The sequence below is a fragment of the Chryseobacterium sp. MA9 genome, from assembly GCF_024399315.1.
Classification (GTDB): domain Bacteria; phylum Bacteroidota; class Bacteroidia; order Flavobacteriales; family Weeksellaceae; genus Chryseobacterium.
In genome coordinates, this window is sequence record NZ_CP075170.1 from 2,740,910 (window position 1) to 2,757,960 (window position 17,051).

General features: G+C 36.9%; 16 protein-coding genes. 3 read left to right on the forward strand and 13 right to left on the reverse strand.

All coding sequences use genetic code 11. The annotated features are described in order from the left end of the window. Positions 1-436 precede the first annotated feature (436 nt). Complete coding sequence (locus tag KIK00_RS12425) at positions 437-1,777, reverse strand: carboxylesterase family protein (RefSeq protein WP_255812725.1); 1,341 nt, start codon at positions 1,775-1,777, stop codon at positions 437-439. A gap of 131 nt (positions 1,778-1,908) precedes the next feature. Then, the gene (locus KIK00_RS12430) at positions 1,909-2,811 is read right to left on the reverse strand and encodes an AraC family transcriptional regulator (RefSeq protein WP_255812726.1); all 903 of its coding nucleotides are present in this window, start codon (positions 2,809-2,811) and stop codon (positions 1,909-1,911) included. A gap of 131 nt (positions 2,812-2,942) precedes the next feature. Here KIK00_RS12430 and KIK00_RS12435 point away from each other — a divergent pair, with 131 nt between their 5' ends. Together KIK00_RS12435 and KIK00_RS12440 are read left to right on the forward strand one after the other, a co-directional pair. Continuing rightward, positions 2,943-3,347, forward strand: a complete 405-nt coding sequence (locus KIK00_RS12435) for a cupin domain-containing protein (protein ID WP_255812727.1) — start codon at positions 2,943-2,945, stop codon at positions 3,345-3,347. A gap of 24 nt (positions 3,348-3,371) precedes the next feature. Next, positions 3,372-4,424, forward strand: a complete 1,053-nt coding sequence (locus KIK00_RS12440; protein WP_304664979.1) for an NAD(P)-dependent alcohol dehydrogenase — start codon at positions 3,372-3,374, stop codon at positions 4,422-4,424. Between the two features lie 53 nt (positions 4,425-4,477). Here KIK00_RS12440 and KIK00_RS12445 read toward each other — a convergent pair whose 3' ends face one another. Continuing rightward, a complete protein-coding gene (locus tag KIK00_RS12445) occupies positions 4,478-4,906 on the reverse strand; it encodes a helix-turn-helix domain-containing protein (protein ID WP_255812728.1) in 429 nt (142 codons plus the stop codon). Positions 4,907-4,988: 82 nt separating this feature from the next. Between KIK00_RS12445 and KIK00_RS12450 the strand changes: the two genes are divergently transcribed. Further along, the gene (locus tag KIK00_RS12450; protein WP_255812729.1) at positions 4,989-5,867 is read left to right on the forward strand and encodes an NAD(P)H-binding protein; all 879 of its coding nucleotides are present in this window, start codon (positions 4,989-4,991) and stop codon (positions 5,865-5,867) included. A 92-nt stretch (positions 5,868-5,959) separates the two neighbouring features. Here the strand turns inward: KIK00_RS12450 and KIK00_RS12455 are convergent, their stop codons facing one another. The 10 genes from KIK00_RS12455 to rpoC all read right to left on the reverse strand — a co-directional run bounded on the left by KIK00_RS12455 (position 5,960) and on the right by rpoC (position 17,011). Beyond that, the gene (locus tag KIK00_RS12455; protein ID WP_255812730.1) at positions 5,960-7,243 is read right to left on the reverse strand and encodes an ectonucleotide pyrophosphatase/phosphodiesterase; all 1,284 of its coding nucleotides are present in this window, start codon (positions 7,241-7,243) and stop codon (positions 5,960-5,962) included. A 109-nt stretch (positions 7,244-7,352) separates the two neighbouring features. Further along, entirely contained in the window at positions 7,353-8,198 is an 846-nt protein-coding gene (locus KIK00_RS12460) for a GNAT family N-acetyltransferase (protein WP_255812731.1), read from the reverse strand. Positions 8,199-8,377: 179 nt separating this feature from the next. Then, positions 8,378-9,124, reverse strand: a complete 747-nt coding sequence (locus tag KIK00_RS12465) for a T9SS type A sorting domain-containing protein (RefSeq protein ID WP_255812732.1) — start codon at positions 9,122-9,124, stop codon at positions 8,378-8,380. A 1-nt stretch (position 9,125) separates the two neighbouring features. Further along, positions 9,126-9,650, reverse strand: coding sequence for an ankyrin repeat domain-containing protein (locus tag KIK00_RS12470; protein WP_255812733.1), 525 nt, complete (start codon positions 9,648-9,650; stop codon positions 9,126-9,128). After that, positions 9,647-10,192: a YceI family protein gene (locus tag KIK00_RS12475; protein ID WP_255812734.1), complete on the reverse strand. Its 546-nt coding sequence runs from the start codon at positions 10,190-10,192 to the stop codon at positions 9,647-9,649. Before KIK00_RS12475 ends, KIK00_RS12470 begins: the two co-directional genes overlap by 4 nt. Positions 10,193-10,202: 10 nt before the next feature. Next, positions 10,203-10,550: a hypothetical protein gene (locus tag KIK00_RS12480; protein ID WP_228406421.1), complete on the reverse strand. Its 348-nt coding sequence runs from the start codon at positions 10,548-10,550 to the stop codon at positions 10,203-10,205. A gap of 1 nt (position 10,551) precedes the next feature. Continuing rightward, positions 10,552-11,394 carry a DUF5777 family beta-barrel protein gene (locus KIK00_RS12485; protein ID WP_255812735.1) on the reverse strand — a complete coding sequence of 281 codons (843 nt, stop codon included), beginning with the start codon at positions 11,392-11,394 and terminating at the stop codon, positions 10,552-10,554. A 125-nt stretch (positions 11,395-11,519) separates the two neighbouring features. Next, a complete protein-coding gene (locus KIK00_RS12490) occupies positions 11,520-12,170 on the reverse strand; it encodes a Crp/Fnr family transcriptional regulator (RefSeq protein ID WP_255812736.1) in 651 nt (216 codons plus the stop codon). A 182-nt stretch (positions 12,171-12,352) separates the two neighbouring features. Next, on the reverse strand, positions 12,353-12,658 hold the full coding sequence (locus KIK00_RS12495) for a DUF3467 domain-containing protein (protein WP_002976436.1): 306 nt from the start codon (positions 12,656-12,658) through the stop codon (positions 12,353-12,355). A gap of 87 nt (positions 12,659-12,745) precedes the next feature. Next, entirely contained in the window at positions 12,746-17,011 is a 4,266-nt protein-coding gene (gene rpoC / locus KIK00_RS12500) for a DNA-directed RNA polymerase subunit beta' (protein WP_255812737.1), read from the reverse strand. Between the last annotated feature and the right edge of the window lie 40 nt (positions 17,012-17,051).

The window sequence follows — 17,051 nt, forward strand, 5'->3', positions numbered from 1 at the left end:
ACATAGCAATACATATGTATATCTTTATTTTATAAGGATTTTCAAATCAGCAATAAATGTAACGGCAATTCCAAATATCTATGGCCCATTCACAACATTGCCCGTCCTCGGTGGAAGTACAGCATACTTTACCCCAATTTAAATCTCCGGCCTTTAAACTCTTCAGTTCTTCACGTTTAAGTTTTTTTACTTTGAAATCTTTGTTTGTTTTCATAATTATTATTCTTTATGGTTTAGTAATTAAATTTACATTAAAAATAATAATTATCAATAAACATTTAATATCAATTACCTGATTTAGCATACATAATTCACAATAAAATAAGCAAACAGATATTGAACGTAGAGTTAACCACCCATCCAGAAGAGGGAAATGTTTGCGTCTTCAGTTGAGGAATTTGCCAAGATGAGAGATTTTATAAGTTTTGATGTGTGGTTACATTTTTCGGAGTTCCAGGATTTCCGGTCTTTCGGAGGTATCAGATATTTTTCCAGTTCTGGCAAATTCTGCCCAGAGAGTCCTCAGCTTTTTACCATTCTCATGAATACGGTTCCAAGGGATATCTTTCAGCAGTTCGGAAGATTTCCACGCAGATTCATTCCCAAAAATCAAAGGAAGGTCAATACAATGCGGTGCTCCGATGTGATTGTCTTTCAATTTTGAATGAATTCTGAAGAGATAGACATTTCCGCCGGCTTCAGTCAGAGTCTGAGCAAATTGCTTTGCCGGATTTCCATAGATAAGTGCTGTAGTTTTTTCAACTGCTTTATCCATGAGTTTTAAACCAAATCCTTTTCCGAAATATTTATTTACAGCCTCGGAAGTCTTGAGATAAAAAGCAGTTTCATCATTATTTAAACCAATGAGCACATCAAATTTCTGAGCATTCTTTTTCCACATCTCCACCGACTCTTCTTCTTTACACAAAGGAAAATGTCCATATTGTGTACCAAAGGGCATCGCAGCTTTCAAACCGTATTTTATTATAGAGGGTACAAATATTTTGTAGCCTTCCACCATTTTTAAAACATCGGTTTCATCTTTCAATGCTTCTGTTTTTTTCAGAAATTCCGCGGACATTTTCTGTCTTTTCTGACGTAATCCCAACGGAGCGCTCTGGATGATCACACGCTGAAATAAATCCTCCACTCCTTCTGAAATCATCAGGTGAGCAATCGCGTCACCTCCCGAAGATTGCCCGAGAAGGGTAATATTGTTTTCATCGCCACTAAAATCTACAATATTGGCCTTTATCCATCTCAATGCTTCGATTATATCCAAAAGTCCAAGATTAGCAGGCCTTGTTTCATCTCCACCTAGAAAGCCGAATAATCCCAGGCGATACGAGACGGCAACTACAATGATATGTTGTTCTTTCACCCATTCGGCAGGATTGGCAGTAGCAAGATCACCACAGCCTATTTCATGAGATCCACCATGAATCCAGACTACAACAGGAAGTTTTTCATTTTCAGAGACTGTTTCAGGACGGGTTATGGAAAGATATTGGGTAGATTCATCGGGCTCAAAGATTTCAACAGGAGTTGCTCCAATCATCTTTTCCACAAGCGGGCTTAAGGCCTGTGGGCAAACCGGAGTTTTTTCAGGAGAAATAATTACCGAAGATAAAGAAGCTTCTACGGCAACAGGTTTTTTAAATCTTTCAGAATAAGCATAACGGATACTTCTTGCCCTGATAATTCCTTCTTCTTTTAATGCTAGAATTTTCCCGAAACGGGTCTCAAAAAAAGTGGTATTCTGCTGATTGGGTGTCATCTTTACAACTGTGAAAACTTTTCTCTTTAAATTTAATTATTTAAACACAAATTTCGTAAATAATTGCACAAATATTCATTAATCATAATAGTGTCTTTTGTGAAAAATCAGTGCTATTCGTGTTAAAAAACTTAGTTCAGGATTTTGTATTCACTTGGAGAAATGCCTACTTTCGTTTTGAACAATCTTGTAAAATGTTGTGGATATTTAAACCCTAAATCATAGGAAATTTCACTGATTGTTTTTGCCTGATCCAGGATTTGTTCTTTAGCAATATCAATAAGTTTATTGTGGATAAATTCCTGGGCGGAAATACCCAGTTCCTTTTTTATCAGGTCTCCAAAATAATTGGCGGATAGGTTCAGCTTCTCTGCAAAATAGTTTACCATCGGAAAACCAATATTCTTAGGATTTTCAGATTTTAAATAATCATCGACCAGATTTTCAAATTTTCCGATGACTCCCTGATTGATATGGTCTCTTGTAATAAACTGACGGTCATAAAAACGCATACAGTAATTCAGAAACAGTTCAATATTATTAACGATTAAAGATTTGCTGTGTTTATCAATAGCCTGTTCCAGTTCAAGCTTAATATTTTTAAAGCAATCCAGTACTACTTCCCTTTCTTTTTCTGAGAGATGGAGTGCTTCATGTACGTCATAAGAGAAAAATGAATAGTCTTTCATATTCTTACCGAGGTTGGTTCCTTTGATTAAATCCGGATGAAAAATCAGGGCAAAACCTGCAGGCTGAACAAATCTGTCTCTATTATAAATTCCATAGGTCTGTCCGGGAGCAATAAAAACCAAAGTCCCTTCCTGATAATCGTAGCTGTGCTTTCCATATTGCATATCTCCACACATAACATCCTTCAGGAAAACGGTATAAAACCCAAATTTTCTTTTATACTGGCATATAGGATCAGATTTGGAAAAATCAATGATACTTACCAGCGGGTGCAGGGTTTCATGATTCGCCATTTTATTGTATTCCGAGACCGTATTATAGATTTCAACCTCCTGATTGTCCATGAAGTATATTTTTATTTCTATTCAAAATTACCACTTTCATTTGTAACTGAAATAGTGTCTGTAAAATTGGTAAGTAATTCGGTAATCTGTATAAGTCTGATTTACGGGAAAGTGTCGACTTTTGTACCGTTATGGAAACTTTTAATACAACCATTTTTCCAAAAGGAGAAAAAGCTTCTTCAGATTATTTCTCCGGAGGAACAGCGTGGGTTCATATTCTTAAACCCAATGAAGACAATCTGAACTGTCAGATTGGAAATGTCATTTTCGAGCCAGGATGCAGAAATAACTGGCATTCTCATGGAGGCGGACAGATTTTAATCGTAACTTCAGGAACAGGTTATTATCAGGAAAAAGGGAAATCTGCTCAGGTTTTAAATCCTGGAGATGTTATTAATATTCCTCCTGATACCATCCACTGGCATGGAGCTGCACCGGACAGTGAGTTTACTCATATTGCCATTAATCCTAATACTCAAAACGGTATTGTAGAATGGCTGGAGCCTGTAACGGATGAAGAATATAATAATTTATAAGCCTAAATAAACTAAATATAAAAAATGAGTACAATTACAGTAAAAGCTTATGGTGCAGAGTCTACCACAGCAGATCTGAAAGAAATGAATATTGTAAGAAGAGAAGTAACCTCAAAAGATGTAGAGATTGAAATTCTATACTGCGGGGTATGCCATTCTGATCTTCATACAGCAAGAAACGACTGGGGCGGATCTTTATACCCTGTAGTTCCGGGACATGAAATTGTAGGAAGAATTACCAATGTAGGAAGCGAAGTTTCCAAATTTAAAGTTGGAGATCTTGCAGGAGTGGGATGTATTGTAGACTCTTGCGGACATTGCGACAGCTGCAAGCATGATCTTGAACAATATTGTCTGAACGGATTCACCGGAACATACAATGGAAAAGACAAACATTTGGGAGGTCATACTTTTGGAGGATATTCTCAAAAAGTAGTTGTGGATTCTCACCATGTTTTAAAAGTACCTGAAAACCTTGACCTAGCAGCCGTAGCACCACTACTTTGTGCGGGTATTACAACCTGGTCACCTTTGAAACACTGGAATGTAGGTCCTGGTTCTAAAGTAGCTGTTGTAGGATTGGGGGGTCTTGGTCACATGGCTATTAAATTAGCAAAAGGACTGGGAGCTGAAGTTACTTTATTCTCAAGAACTCCGGGAAAAACTGAAGATGCAAAACAATTGGGTGCTGATCATGTTGTGATTTCTACAGATGAGGCACAAATGGATTCTGTAAAAGGGAAATTCGATGTGATTATTGACACGGTTCCTTATGTACATGACATCAATCCGTATGTGACTACTTTAAATATCAGTGGAACTCATGTTTTGGTAGGATATCTTGGAGGTTTAGAACCTATTCTGAATACAGTTCCTATGATTTTGGGAAGAAAGTCTGTAGCCGGTTCTGTAATTGGTGGTATTGCTGAAACTCAGGAATTACTGGATTTCTGTGGAGAGCACAATATTGTTTCGGAAATTGAAATGATCAAAATGCAGGAAATCAATGAAGCGTATGAAAGAATGCTGAAAAGTGATGTAAGATACCGTTTTGTTATTGACATGCAGTCTTTATAATTCTTCTATAGGATATTAACAGAAACAGGCGCTTCGGATTGAAGCGCCTGTTTTTATTTTTTCAGGTTTAGGCTAAAAGCGTTCTGATCCTGATTCATCATATATCGGTTTCCTTCAGCACATTTGTTATCATTTCTTTCCATATCCTGAAAAGCCCATGCAGCCATAGCATCAATAACAGGAGCCAGTTCATTACCTGCATCACTTAACTTATAGGTCACATGAGGAGGTACTACGGGCTTTGCGGTTCTTATAATCAATCCATCTGTTTCCAACTGTTTCAGATGTTGGATGAGCATTTTTTCTGTTACGGCAGGAATTGCTTTTTTCAATTCACTGTATCTTTTTTCACCTGTGGAAAGATTAAACAGGATAATCGGTTTCCAGAATCCGCCAATTCTTTCCATAACGTACATTACAGGACAATCCTGTACTGTTTTTTTATTTTCCTGAATGGTTGAGCTTTCTTTGATGGCTGTCATATCTACATACTTTAGGGTAAGTACTTGTATAAAAGTAAGTACAAATATAACTTTGTTCTCAGAAATAAAAAAATATTTACATATGAAAATTGTAATCACAGGATCACTAGGAAATGTTGCTAAACCATTAGCACAACAATTAATTGCCGAAGGACACCATATTACGGTAGTCAGCAGCAGCAATGCAAGAAAACATGATATTGAATCTCTTGGAGCCACTCCAGCCATAGGTTCTATCACAGACGTTCAGTTTTTAACTCAGACATTTGAGGGAGCAGATGCTGTTTTTGTAATGACTCCTCCTGCTATCAGCCCGAATAAGATTGTGGAGAACACAACCAATGCCGGAAAAAATTATGCTAAAGCTATAAAGAATGCCAATATAAAAAGAGCTGTAATGCTAAGCAGTGTAGGCGCTGAATCTCCGGTAGAAAATGGCCCTATTGCAGGTCTTCACAATATTGAAAAAATATATAACGAAGTAGAAAATACTTCTTTCACTTTTTTAAGAGCCGGATATTTTTATAATAATTTTTTCAACGATATTCCTTTGATTCAAAATGCTGGAATTATTGGAGGAAATTATCCTGCAGATATTGAAGTACCCGTTGTACATCCCAATGATATTGCCCAAGCAGCCGCTGAAGAACTGGTAAAAGAAGAAAATACAAACAACATCCGATATATTGTAAGTGATGTAAGAAAAGCTTCTGATTTTGCGAAGGTCCTGGGAACTTCTGTTAATAAACCTGAGCTTCCATGGGTAGAATTCTCTGATGAAGATTCTTTAAATGGAATGCTTCAAGCCGGATTACCTGAAGATATGGCTCATCTTTATGTTGAAATGGGTAGAGGAATAAGAACCGGGGTTGTTCAGAAGGATTTTATTGATCACAATTCTCCTGTTACAGGTAATGTAAAGCTAGAGGATTTTGCTAAAGAGTTTTCTTCTAAGTTTTAAATTCTTTTGTCTTTTTAAGACTGATAACACGAGTTTCGGCGCACCAAAGGTGCGCCGAAACTCGTGTTTAATGTTATATTTTAAACCTCAGACTATTTCTTGTCTTTCAGGGTTTCCTTTAAAACTTTCAGTTTTCCATCAATGGGCTGATCAATTTTTAATCCTAAAATTTCTGCAGCCAGAGGATAGACATTGATATTGGCAAATTCGTCAATAACAAGATTGTTTTTAAATTCCGGTCCCCAGGCAAAGAAAGTAGCCTTCATTTCCGGAACAACTTTAGGGTTATAACCGTGCTTTCCAACAGATGTTTTCTTGCCTTTTTCCAGGAATATTTTTGGTGCTTTCGGGATCAGAAGAATCTGTCCTATTCTGTTGTATTGGTCGTCTCTTGTTGCAAAGTGCAGGTATTTAGGAAGTTTTTTGTCAAGATATACTTCGTAATCGTCTGTTTTCTGAGCTTTCAGTTGTTTGTAAACCTTCTTTACCTCATCCGGATTTTTAACATAAACTCTTAACAAGGTTTGGGAATTGTAAAAATCAAATCTGTTTTTATCAAAAAGAACAGCCGGGATTTCTAAAGGTGTACCACCGTCTACTTTGATCATTCCGTGGTCAGACACAAATATAAAGTTGACATTTTTTAATCCTAAATCATTTACTTTCTGAACAAGATCACCAATTGCCTGATCTATCAGATGAACAGCATTTTCTGTTTCTTTGCTATCCGGACCATAATGATGCCCGCTTCCGTCTACTTCCGGGAAATATAATGATATAAAATGAGGTCTTTTATCTTCCGGTAATTTCAGCCAGTTCACCACTTTTTCTACTTTTTCGGAAGGAGAAAATTTTTCGTGATAAGGATAATAATAAGAAGGTCTCATTCCTCCGGCATCACTGGCAGATCCTACCCACATTAAAGAGGCTGATACCATTCCCTGTTTTTCAGCAAGTCCCCAAAGTGGAGTTCCTCCATACCAGCTTCCGTCTTCAGCATTTTTTTTATTGCTCATGGCATACCCTTCTTTTCTCTTGTAATCATAGAAAAAGTTATCGATCAAACCATGATGAGAAGGATAAAGTCCGGTAATTAAGCTCCAGTGATTTGGGAAAGTAATACTTGGATAGCTTGGAATCATTGCTTCAGCCTTCACACCGCCATTGGCCAGTTTCAAAAGGTTTTCAGCATTGTACTTCTGTGCATAATCATAACGGAAACCGTCTGTAGATATCATAATCACATAAGGTTTTGACTGTGCTTCTGTGCTGTTCTGTCTACCAGGGATAATCACTTGGGCTGTATCAATATTGATCTGTTGCGCAAAAGCCGTAAAGGAAATTAGCAGCAGTAATAAATGGATTCCTCGCTTCATTATTTTAAAATTTTCTACAAAGTTACACCCTATACTTCTGCATAAAAAGTTTAAGAGATTAAAAGTATATTAAAACCGATTATTTTTTTAAAATCAAAATTAATGCTCATTAAATAGGTCTTTTCATTTCAAACTGTGACAGCCAATTGTTCAGTCCTACTTTTTCACTAAGAAATTGGCTGGTGTTTTCTGAAGAGTCATCTACGTTATTCAAGGCTATAGTTTGCCCTCCATTTTTTTCTTTAACAGCGTTAAAAAGCTTTGTTCCAATTCCACGATTTCTGTAATTCTTATCTACTGCAAACTGATATATTTTTTTCGCAGCTGGGCCATAAATAATATATCCTACAAGCTTCTCTCCGTCATAAGATCCTAAAGTCACATAGTTTTCCGGCATCGGTTCCAATACGAAAACAGATCCCTGCCATGAAGGTTCAATATCCCAGAAAGAGCATAGCAGATCCCATTGAAAGTCTTTCAGATCCCTAATAGAAACCTCAGCATTTTCTTTTCCCTGTTGAATACTTCCGTTAAAACAAAGTAATCTTCGGACAATTGCAAAACCCAGGTTTTCATATGCCCTGATTGCAGGCTGATTTCCTTCAATAACTTCAAGCAGTAATGTATTTGCATTTCTTTCTTTTAAAACGGGAATAATAAAGTCATACATTTTTCTTACCAATCCTTTACCTCTGCTTTCAGGAACTACTCCTGTCCCGCCATTGTATATAATTTTCTCCCCATTTTCAACTTTTTCAGACTGAAGAATAAAACCTACCAATTTTCCATCATCAAAAGCTCCGGCAGATAAGTTCATATCTAATTTTTCTGTTGCAATTTTTGAGATAAGCACCTCTTTCGTTAAGTGAAAAGGAATAACATAATCTGAAAATGAATGATTGAATACTGATAAAAGTTCGTCTATTGTGATATTGGCTAATGTTTTGAATTCCATTGGTTGTAAAAATTATACGGCAAAGAAACTGCCTCTTATTAAAGAATCTGGATATACACAAATATATAAAATTTAAAGCAATCTCTCTGGAATTGGTACTTTAATAAAAAAATGATACCCCTGAAAGATCAGAGGTATCGTTTTAAAAAAAAATATTTAGGTGTGTTTTTTCTGAAAAATTATTCTTTAATAAGTTTTTCGTAAGATGTAGTTCCATCTTTAAGCTGAATTTCAAGGTAATAACTTCCTGATCTTAAATCTTCAACACTGATGCTTTCGCCTTCCGGTTTCACTGATTTAACCTTTCTGCCAGTTGCTTCGTAAATATCAATGGATTTTATCTTATCAACGTTTTTGAAGTTTACTGTTGATTTAGCAGGATTTGGGTAAAGACTTACTTTCTTGCTATTGGCAGCAATTTCATTGGTTGATAAAGAGGCTGTAGTCATCGTTAATGTTGCATATCCTCTTCCTGCATCATGGTAACCAATACCTGTGCCTGTTTTTCTCGCATAAAAGATGTTAATAGCTCCCGCAGCATTGGCAATAGCAAAATCACCAGTACCTCCGGCAAGGCTTCTTGTTGCTACAACAGTTCTTGTAGATCCTGAAATAGTGTTAGAAGTTTCTGTCCAGTCCTGTGAAGGATCAATGGTTGGAGGCATCATAGGACCGGGGAATGTATAGTCTCTATTGGTAGATGAATTGTATATAAATCCATCTGAACCTGCTGCCATCCCTACACTTCCAAAACCAATTCCTAACATAGAGTTGCTGTCACCTGTTACTGTAATTGTTGCTCCGGTAGGAGTTGTGTCTAATTTCACCGTCATGGAAGTTGCCGGTAAATTTACCGTTCCTGATGAAAACTGTGCCCATGCAAAATTTGCAAGAACTAAACTAAGTGCTAGTAGAGTTTTTTTCATATCAATTTTTTAAGAGATTAATAATTTCTTTGTTATTGGTTTGTAATGCATATTCAAAAGGGGTCATTCCCATTGAATCTTTTTTTGTTTTATCTGCTTTATATTTAAGCAGCTGTTCTACCAGGTCTTTATTCCCTGATTTTACTGCCCAGAATAAAGGAGTATATCCTGTAGCGTCTGCTATATTGGGATCTGCCTTTTTCTTTAATAAATGTTCCACCAGGTCTTTGTTGTATTTTATGGCAAGACCTGCCAATGCGGTTCCTTCACGACTTTTATAGTTCACATCTTTTACATTATCAATCAGAAAGTCAGCAACGCTTACATTTCCTCTGTAACAAGCTAAAATAAGGGGTGAAAAACCATTTTCGTTAACCTGATTAATAACATCCGGGTTTTGTTTCATCAGCTCCTGTACTTCAGGAACTGTTCCGCTTCTGGCAATATCAAATATTGATTTTGCTTTTCCCTGAGCAGATAGCCATGAGCTCAGAAATAGTCCTAAAATTAAGATTAGATTTCTCATTGTTTTACCATTACGTAGTTGTATTCTATGTTGACGTTTTCTGCAACTTTCTTGGTAACCATTTTAGGTATGGTCACTTTATAATCTGCAGGTTTGGCCATAAAACTACCCTGCATATATATTTTACCATCTTTTGCATACAAAGTAGCTGCAGAGTTTACAGCTTTGTCTACTCCATGAAAGTTAAGCGTTCCCTGAACCGTATATTTCTGAGGGCTGCCTGTAAGTTTTGTTTTATCAAAGTTGACAATTTTCCCTTTGAAAGTTGTTTTAGGGTATTTTGCAGATTCAGCATAACTTTCATTGAAATGCTCTTCCATTAATTTTGTTTTAAAATGAAAGTTTTTGACAGTTGAAACAGATGCCATTTCACCGTTATCTGCATTCAGAATTACAACATTATTGTCGTCCTGGGCAAAAATATCATCAAACAGAGGTACTGAAGCTTCAAAAGTTACTTTTCCGGTCTTAGAACTGTATTTTTGTGCTGAAGCGTAACCGGCAGAAAGCAGTAATACGCTTAATAATGCTAATTTTTTCATATCAATTTTTTTAATTTTCATTTAACCCGTCAGCTTTCCACTTTATGAAAATATTGATCTGAGCGGCAGACAACGATCCTCCCTGAGGCATTTTCCCGGGATCACCGTTAGGTCTTTGAATACGGTCCAGAATTCCGTCTATATTATTTTTCACCTGATCGTAAGTAACCAGTGGTTTAAAACTTCCCGCGGAATGACAGCCTATACAGCTGTTATCAACAATGGGTTTTACATCTGCTGTATACTTTACAGGTGCAGTGATTGGTGTATTATCAGAAATTTCTTCATAAGTTCTGCTGTCACAAGCCGTCAGTATGATTGCTGACGACAGTATCAATAAGGATGTTAGCTTTTTCATATTAAAAAACTCTATAAAGATTAAACCCAAAGAAAATATGCCCCTTTCCCCATGCTCCAGTGGCATTGGTAAGATATCCGATATCTGAATTTATCTGGGAGTTCGTTAATAAAAGCTGGAACACATGTCCTCCGGTTTCTACATCGACCCCTAATGATAATGGGGTTTTATAAAAACTGTGATCGTCGAAATTCACAAAGTATTCTGCATTCACAGAAACTCTTTTTGAAATTTTATAGCGTCCTCCCAAACCTGCCAAAAACTGATTTTTGTTTTCAATGGTGGGTTCGTAAAGGTTTTTATGAACAAAGGAAGGGGTAAGCTGTAAGGAAAGCTTATCATTGAACCTTCTTGAGATCAATGCCTGTGTAAGATAAGAAAGCCTGTCGCTGAATTTAAGGTGTGGATAATTATCTTTATCCAGTTCAGTATTGGCACCCATTACATTGTACCCCACAATATCCACCGGAAAGTTTTCATTTTGTCTTACCAGTCTGTATTTTACTGCTCCTTCAAACGTTTTCATATTCGTTTCTCTGGACAGACTTACGGATACAGCATCTGAAATACCATAGATAACACCTAATTTGGTTGAAGCATGATCCAGACCGAAAAAGTCTTTAAAGCCTGCGCTTATATCTCCAAATCTGTGAGCAACAATAATGTACCATTCTTTTTTGGCAGCCAGTTTTGTAGATTGTCCTGTAACAATCTGAAGGGCTTTGAAGGCGGGTTGTGAGGTTTCTGTGTTGGTTTTCACCGTGTCAATATCTTTCAGCAGATCTTCCTGTGCAAAGACAAGACCTGATGAAAATACTGACAAAAATAAGAGAGTTTTCGTCATATACAATTTGAATTAAATTATGATATAACAAACTTATTGAGTTCTCAATTCAAAAACAGGTGATAAAAGTCACCATCCAAATTGTTTTTATCGATGATAAAAATAAACTTTTCAAACAATTAGAATTAGATTATTCTAACATTTTCATTTACAGGAACTTTAATACCTTCTTTAGTTTGAACAATTTCACCTTCGCTTTCAATTTTTTTCAAAACTCTGCTTACCACTTCCCTGGAAGTTCCCAAACTGTTGGCAATTTCACGATGGGTTATCTTAATGGGGTTGTTTCCTGTGGATGAAATCTGCTGTTTGATGTAATTCAGGACTCTTTTATCCAGTCTGTGGAACACTGCATCATTCACCATATTCATCACTTCTGAAAATCTACGGTCATATTCATGATAAAACAGTTTGTTGATTTCCGGAAATTTTATCAGCCAATCATGCATTACGGAAACAGGAATAAGAATGGCTTCCGAGTCTTCTTCGGCGATAGCATATACCCTGCTGACGTAATCTGTGAGAATGGATGAGAAGGTCATAAGGCAGCTATCTTTGGGTTTAATATAATAGTAGATAAGTTCTCTTCCATCATTAAGGGTGAAAACCTTGATAGAGCCTTTTATCAGGAAAGGCACAAACTTATTTTTCTGCCCTTCTCTTATGATTTCAGTTTTTGCTTTTATATTAATTGCAACAGCATGCTTTTCCAACTCAGATAGAAAATCAGCACCTAAAAATCCAAATTTGCTTACAGCGAACGCATTATCAATCATATCTTGTATTTTCTACTTTTTCTTGAACAAAGATATAAAATTGATGAATGGTTACTATATATTTTTATCTTATTAAATAAAATTAACAATTAAGTAATTTTAATCTGCTTTGCTTAAAGTTCAGAATAAAAAAATACCCCGGTAAAAACCAGGGTATTCTTATTTATTGTAAAAAAGAAATCTTACGCTTGAACGTTGTTTCCTCCTAATACGAAAGGCTCAACTTCTTTGATTTCTCCGAACTGCTGCTCGTAGTTAGCGATGTTCTGTTGAAGAGCGTTTAATACTCTTTTAGCGTGAAGTGGAGCAAGAATAACTCTTGATCTTACTTTAGCTTGCTGAACACCTGGCATCAACTGAATAAAGTCTACTACAAATTCAGATGGAGAGTGGTTTACTAAAGCTAGGTTAGCATAGATACCAGCAGCTACCATTTCGTTTAATTCGATGTTGATGTTTCCGTCTTGTGGATTTTGATTGTTGTCCATTGTTATAAATTATGTTTTTAAAATTCGAAATTTGAGATTGTGAAAATATAAAAATAATTTCAAATCCCAAATTTCAAATCATTAATTTTAGTTAAGGTCTTCGAATTCTTTCTTAGAACCTACAATAACGTTCTGATACTCTTTAAGACCTGTACCTGCAGGGATTCTGTGACCTACAATTACATTTTCTTTAAGACCGTTAAGATCGTCTACTTTACCAGCAACAGCTGCTTCGTTAAGAACTTTGGTTGTTTCCTGGAACGATGCTGCAGACATGAATGATTTAGTCTGAAGGGCTGCTCTTGTAATACCTTGTAGTACAGGAGTTGCTGTAGCAGGAAGAGCTTCTCTTACTTCTACAAGACTTAAATCTTCACGTTTCAACTTAGAGTTTTCATCTCTTAATTCTCTTGCAGTAATCATCTGACCTGGCATGAATTCTTTAGAATCACCAGCATCTACTACTACTTTAAGACCGAATACTCTGTTGTTTTCTTCCAAGAAATCATACTTGTGTTCAAGAGCTCCTTCAAGGAATTGAGTATCACCTCCATCTACGATAGATACTTTCGTCATCATCTGTCTTACGATAATTTCGAAGTGCTTGTCGTCGATTTTTACCCCCTGTAGACGGTAAACTTCCTGGATCTCGTTTACTAAGTATTCCTGAACTGCTGTTGGGCCTTTAATTCTTAAGATATCTTCCGGTGTGATAGAACCGTCAGAAAGCGGAGAACCTGCTCTTACGAAGTCATTCTCCTGAACAAGAATCTGGTTGGAAAGTTTTACCAAGTAAATTTTTCTTTCTCCAGTTTTCGCCTCAACAATAAGTTCACGGTTACCTCTCTTAATTTTTCCGTAAGAAACTACCCCGTCGATTTCAGTAACAACCGCTGGGTTTGAAGGGTTTCTTGCTTCAAATAATTCGGTAACTCTCGGAAGACCTCCGGTGATATCCCCTGCTTTTGCAGATTTTCTTGGGATTTTGATTAAGACTTTACCAGCCTTAATTTTTTCACCATCATTAACCATTAAGTGGGCTCCTACCGGTAAGTTGTAAGCTTTCTGCTCAACACCTTTAGAGTCTACCACTTTCAAGGTAGGTACAGCTTTCTTATTTCTAGATTCAGAGATTACTTTCTCTTCAAATCCTGTTTGTTCGTCAATTTCAAGCTGGAATGAAATACCCTGGATGATATCCTCGTATTCTACCTTACCTGAAGTTTCTGCAATAATTACTGCGTTATATGGATCCCATCTACAGATTGTATCTCCTTTCTTCACTTTATCACCTGGTTTTACAGCTAATATAGATCCGTAAGGTACGTTAGCTACCATTAATGGAGTTCTAAGCTCATTATCAGCAACTAATCTGAATTCTGTTGAACGGGAAACTACAACTTCAGCTGTATTACCGTTTTCATCTTCAGAAGTAATAGTTCTTACTTCATCCATTTCAACGATACCATCTCTTCTTGCAACGATAGATGGGTTTTCTGATACGTTTCCTGCAGTACCCCCTTGGTGGAAGGTTCTCAACGTAAGCTGAGTACCTGGTTCTCCAATTGACTGTGCTGCAATTACACCTACCGCTTCACCCATGTGGATCACTTTACCTGTTGCTAAGTTTCTACCGTAACATTTAGCACAGATACCTTTCTTAGCTTCACAAGTTAATGGTGAACGAACCTCAACAGCCTCTAATCCGGCTTCTTCGATTCTTTTCGCCAATGCTTCAATGATCACCTGATCTGCACTTGCTATAAGCTCGTCAGTTTCAGGATCGTAAATATTATGAAGAGATACTCTACCTAAGATTCTTTCAGAGATTTTTTCAACGATCTCGTCATTTTTCTTAAGTGCAGTAACTTCTGTACCTCTTAGAGTTCCACAGTCGTCTTCTGTAACGATAACGTCTTGTGCAACGTCTACCAATCTTCTCGTTAAGTAACCAGCATCGGCTGTCTTAAGAGCGGTATCCGCAAGACCCTTACGAGCACCGTGGGTAGAGATAAAGTACTCTAGAATCGAAAGACCTTCCTTAAAGTTGGCAAGGATCGGGTTTTCGATGATCTCCGCTCCGGTAGAACCGGCTTTTTGCGGTTTTGCCATCAAACCTCTCATCCCTGATAACTGACGGATCTGTTCTTTAGAACCCCTCGCTCCAGAGTCAAGCATCATGTATACAGAGTTGAAACCACCTTGGTCAGTTTTCATTCTGCTCATGATCATTTCAGTTAATCCGGCGTTGGTATTTGTCCAAACGTCGATTACCTGGTTATAACGTTCTGTATCAGTAATTAGACCCATGTTATAGTTGGCTCTAATTTCGTCTACAGTTTCAATTGAAGAAGCAATCATCTGTTTTTTCTCAACAGGAACTACAATATCTCCAAGTGAGAATGAAAGACCTCCTTTGAATGCATTTGAATATCCTAAATCTTTCATTGCATCCAAGAATTTCACAGTTGTAGGGAAATCTGTATCAGCAAGGATCTTACCGATAACGTTTCTTAATGATTTCTTAGTAAGAAGTTCATTAATATATCCTGACTGCTTAGGTACAATTTGGTTGAATAAAATTCTACCTACAGAAGTTTCGATCAATCTTGTTACTATTACTCCATCTTCTTTAACAGGTAGTCTACATCTTACCTTAGCATTTAAAGAAACTCTACCTTCAGCATAAGCGATTTCCGCTTCCTCAGGAGAATAGAATGCAAGACCTTCACCTTTTACTTTCATATCTTCTGTAGAGCTCAATTCTTTAGTCATGAAATAAAGACCAAGAACCATGTCCTGAGAAGGTACCGTAATCGGAGAACCGTTTGCAGGGTTCAAGATGTTCTGAGAACCTAACATCAATAACTGAGCTTCAAGGATTGCCTCTGGTCCTAACGGTAAGTGTACCGCCATCTGGTCACCATCGAAATCGGCGTTGAATGCTGTTGTTACTAACGGGTGTAGCTGGATTGCCTTACCTTCGATCATCTTAGGTTGGAAAGCCTGAATACCCAGTCTGTGAAGCGTAGGTGCTCTGTTCAATAGAACAGGGTGTCCTTTCATCACGTTTTCAAGGATATCATAAACTACAGGTTCTTTTCTATCAATAATTCTCTTTGCAGATTTTACAGTTTTTACAATCCCTCTTTCAATTAGTTTTCTAATGATAAATGGTTTGTAAAGTTCAGCTGCCATATCTTTAGGAATACCACATTCGTGAAGCTGTAAGTTTGGACCTACAACAATTACCGAACGTGCAGAGTAATCTACCCTTTTCCCTAGTAAGTTCTGACGGAAACGACCTTGCTTACCTTTCAATGAATCAGAAAGTGATTTCAATGGTCTGTTTGATTCAGATTTTACTGCAGAAGATTTTCTTGTGTTATCGAATAATGAATCTACTGATTCCTGAAGCATACGCTTCTCGTTTCTCAAGATTACTTCAGGAGCTTTAATCTCCAATAATCTCTTCAAACGGTTATTTCTGATAATTACTCTTCTATAAAGGTCATTCAAGTCAGAAGTTGCGAAACGTCCTCCATCCAATGGAACTAATGGTCTTAATTCTGGTGGGATAACAGGAAGTACACGCATGATCATCCACTCTGGTCTGTTGATCATTCTTGTATTAGCACCTCTTAGTGCTTCTACAACGTTCAATCTTTTTAGAGCTTCTGTTCTTCTTTGTTTAGAACCTTCGTTGTGAGCTTTGTGTCTCAAGTCGAAAGACAATGCATCAAGATCGATTCTTTTTAATAGATCTTCTACAGCCTCAGCACCCATTCTGGCGATGAATTTATTTGGATCAGAATCATCAAGATACTGGTTTTCTACAGGAAGAGTTTCCATGATATCAAGGTACTCTTCTTCTGTAAGGAATTCCATATTTTCGAAATCAGAACCATCTAATTTTTTAGCAATACCCTGCTGAATCACTACATATCTTTCGTAGTAGATGATCATATCTAATTTCTTAGAAGGGATTCCTAAAAGGTATCCGATTTTGTTTGGCAATGAACGGAAGTACCAGATGTGAGCAATAGGAACAACCAATCCGATATGACCGATTCTTTCTCTTCTTACTTTTTTCTCAGTAACTTCTACACCACAACGGTCACAAACGATCCCTTTGTAACGAATTCTCTTGTATTTACCACAAGCACATTCGTAATCTTTTACAGGACCAAAGATTTTCTCACAGAATAATCCGTCTCTTTCAGGTTTGTGAGTTCTGTAGTTAATAGTTTCCGGTTTTAAAACTTCCCCTCTTGAGTCCTGTAAAATAGACTCCGGTGAAGCTAAACCGATGGTTATTTTATTAAATCTACTTGTTTTATTTTTATTTGACATTTTTTAGATTTTAGATTTTGGATTATAAATTTTGGATTAT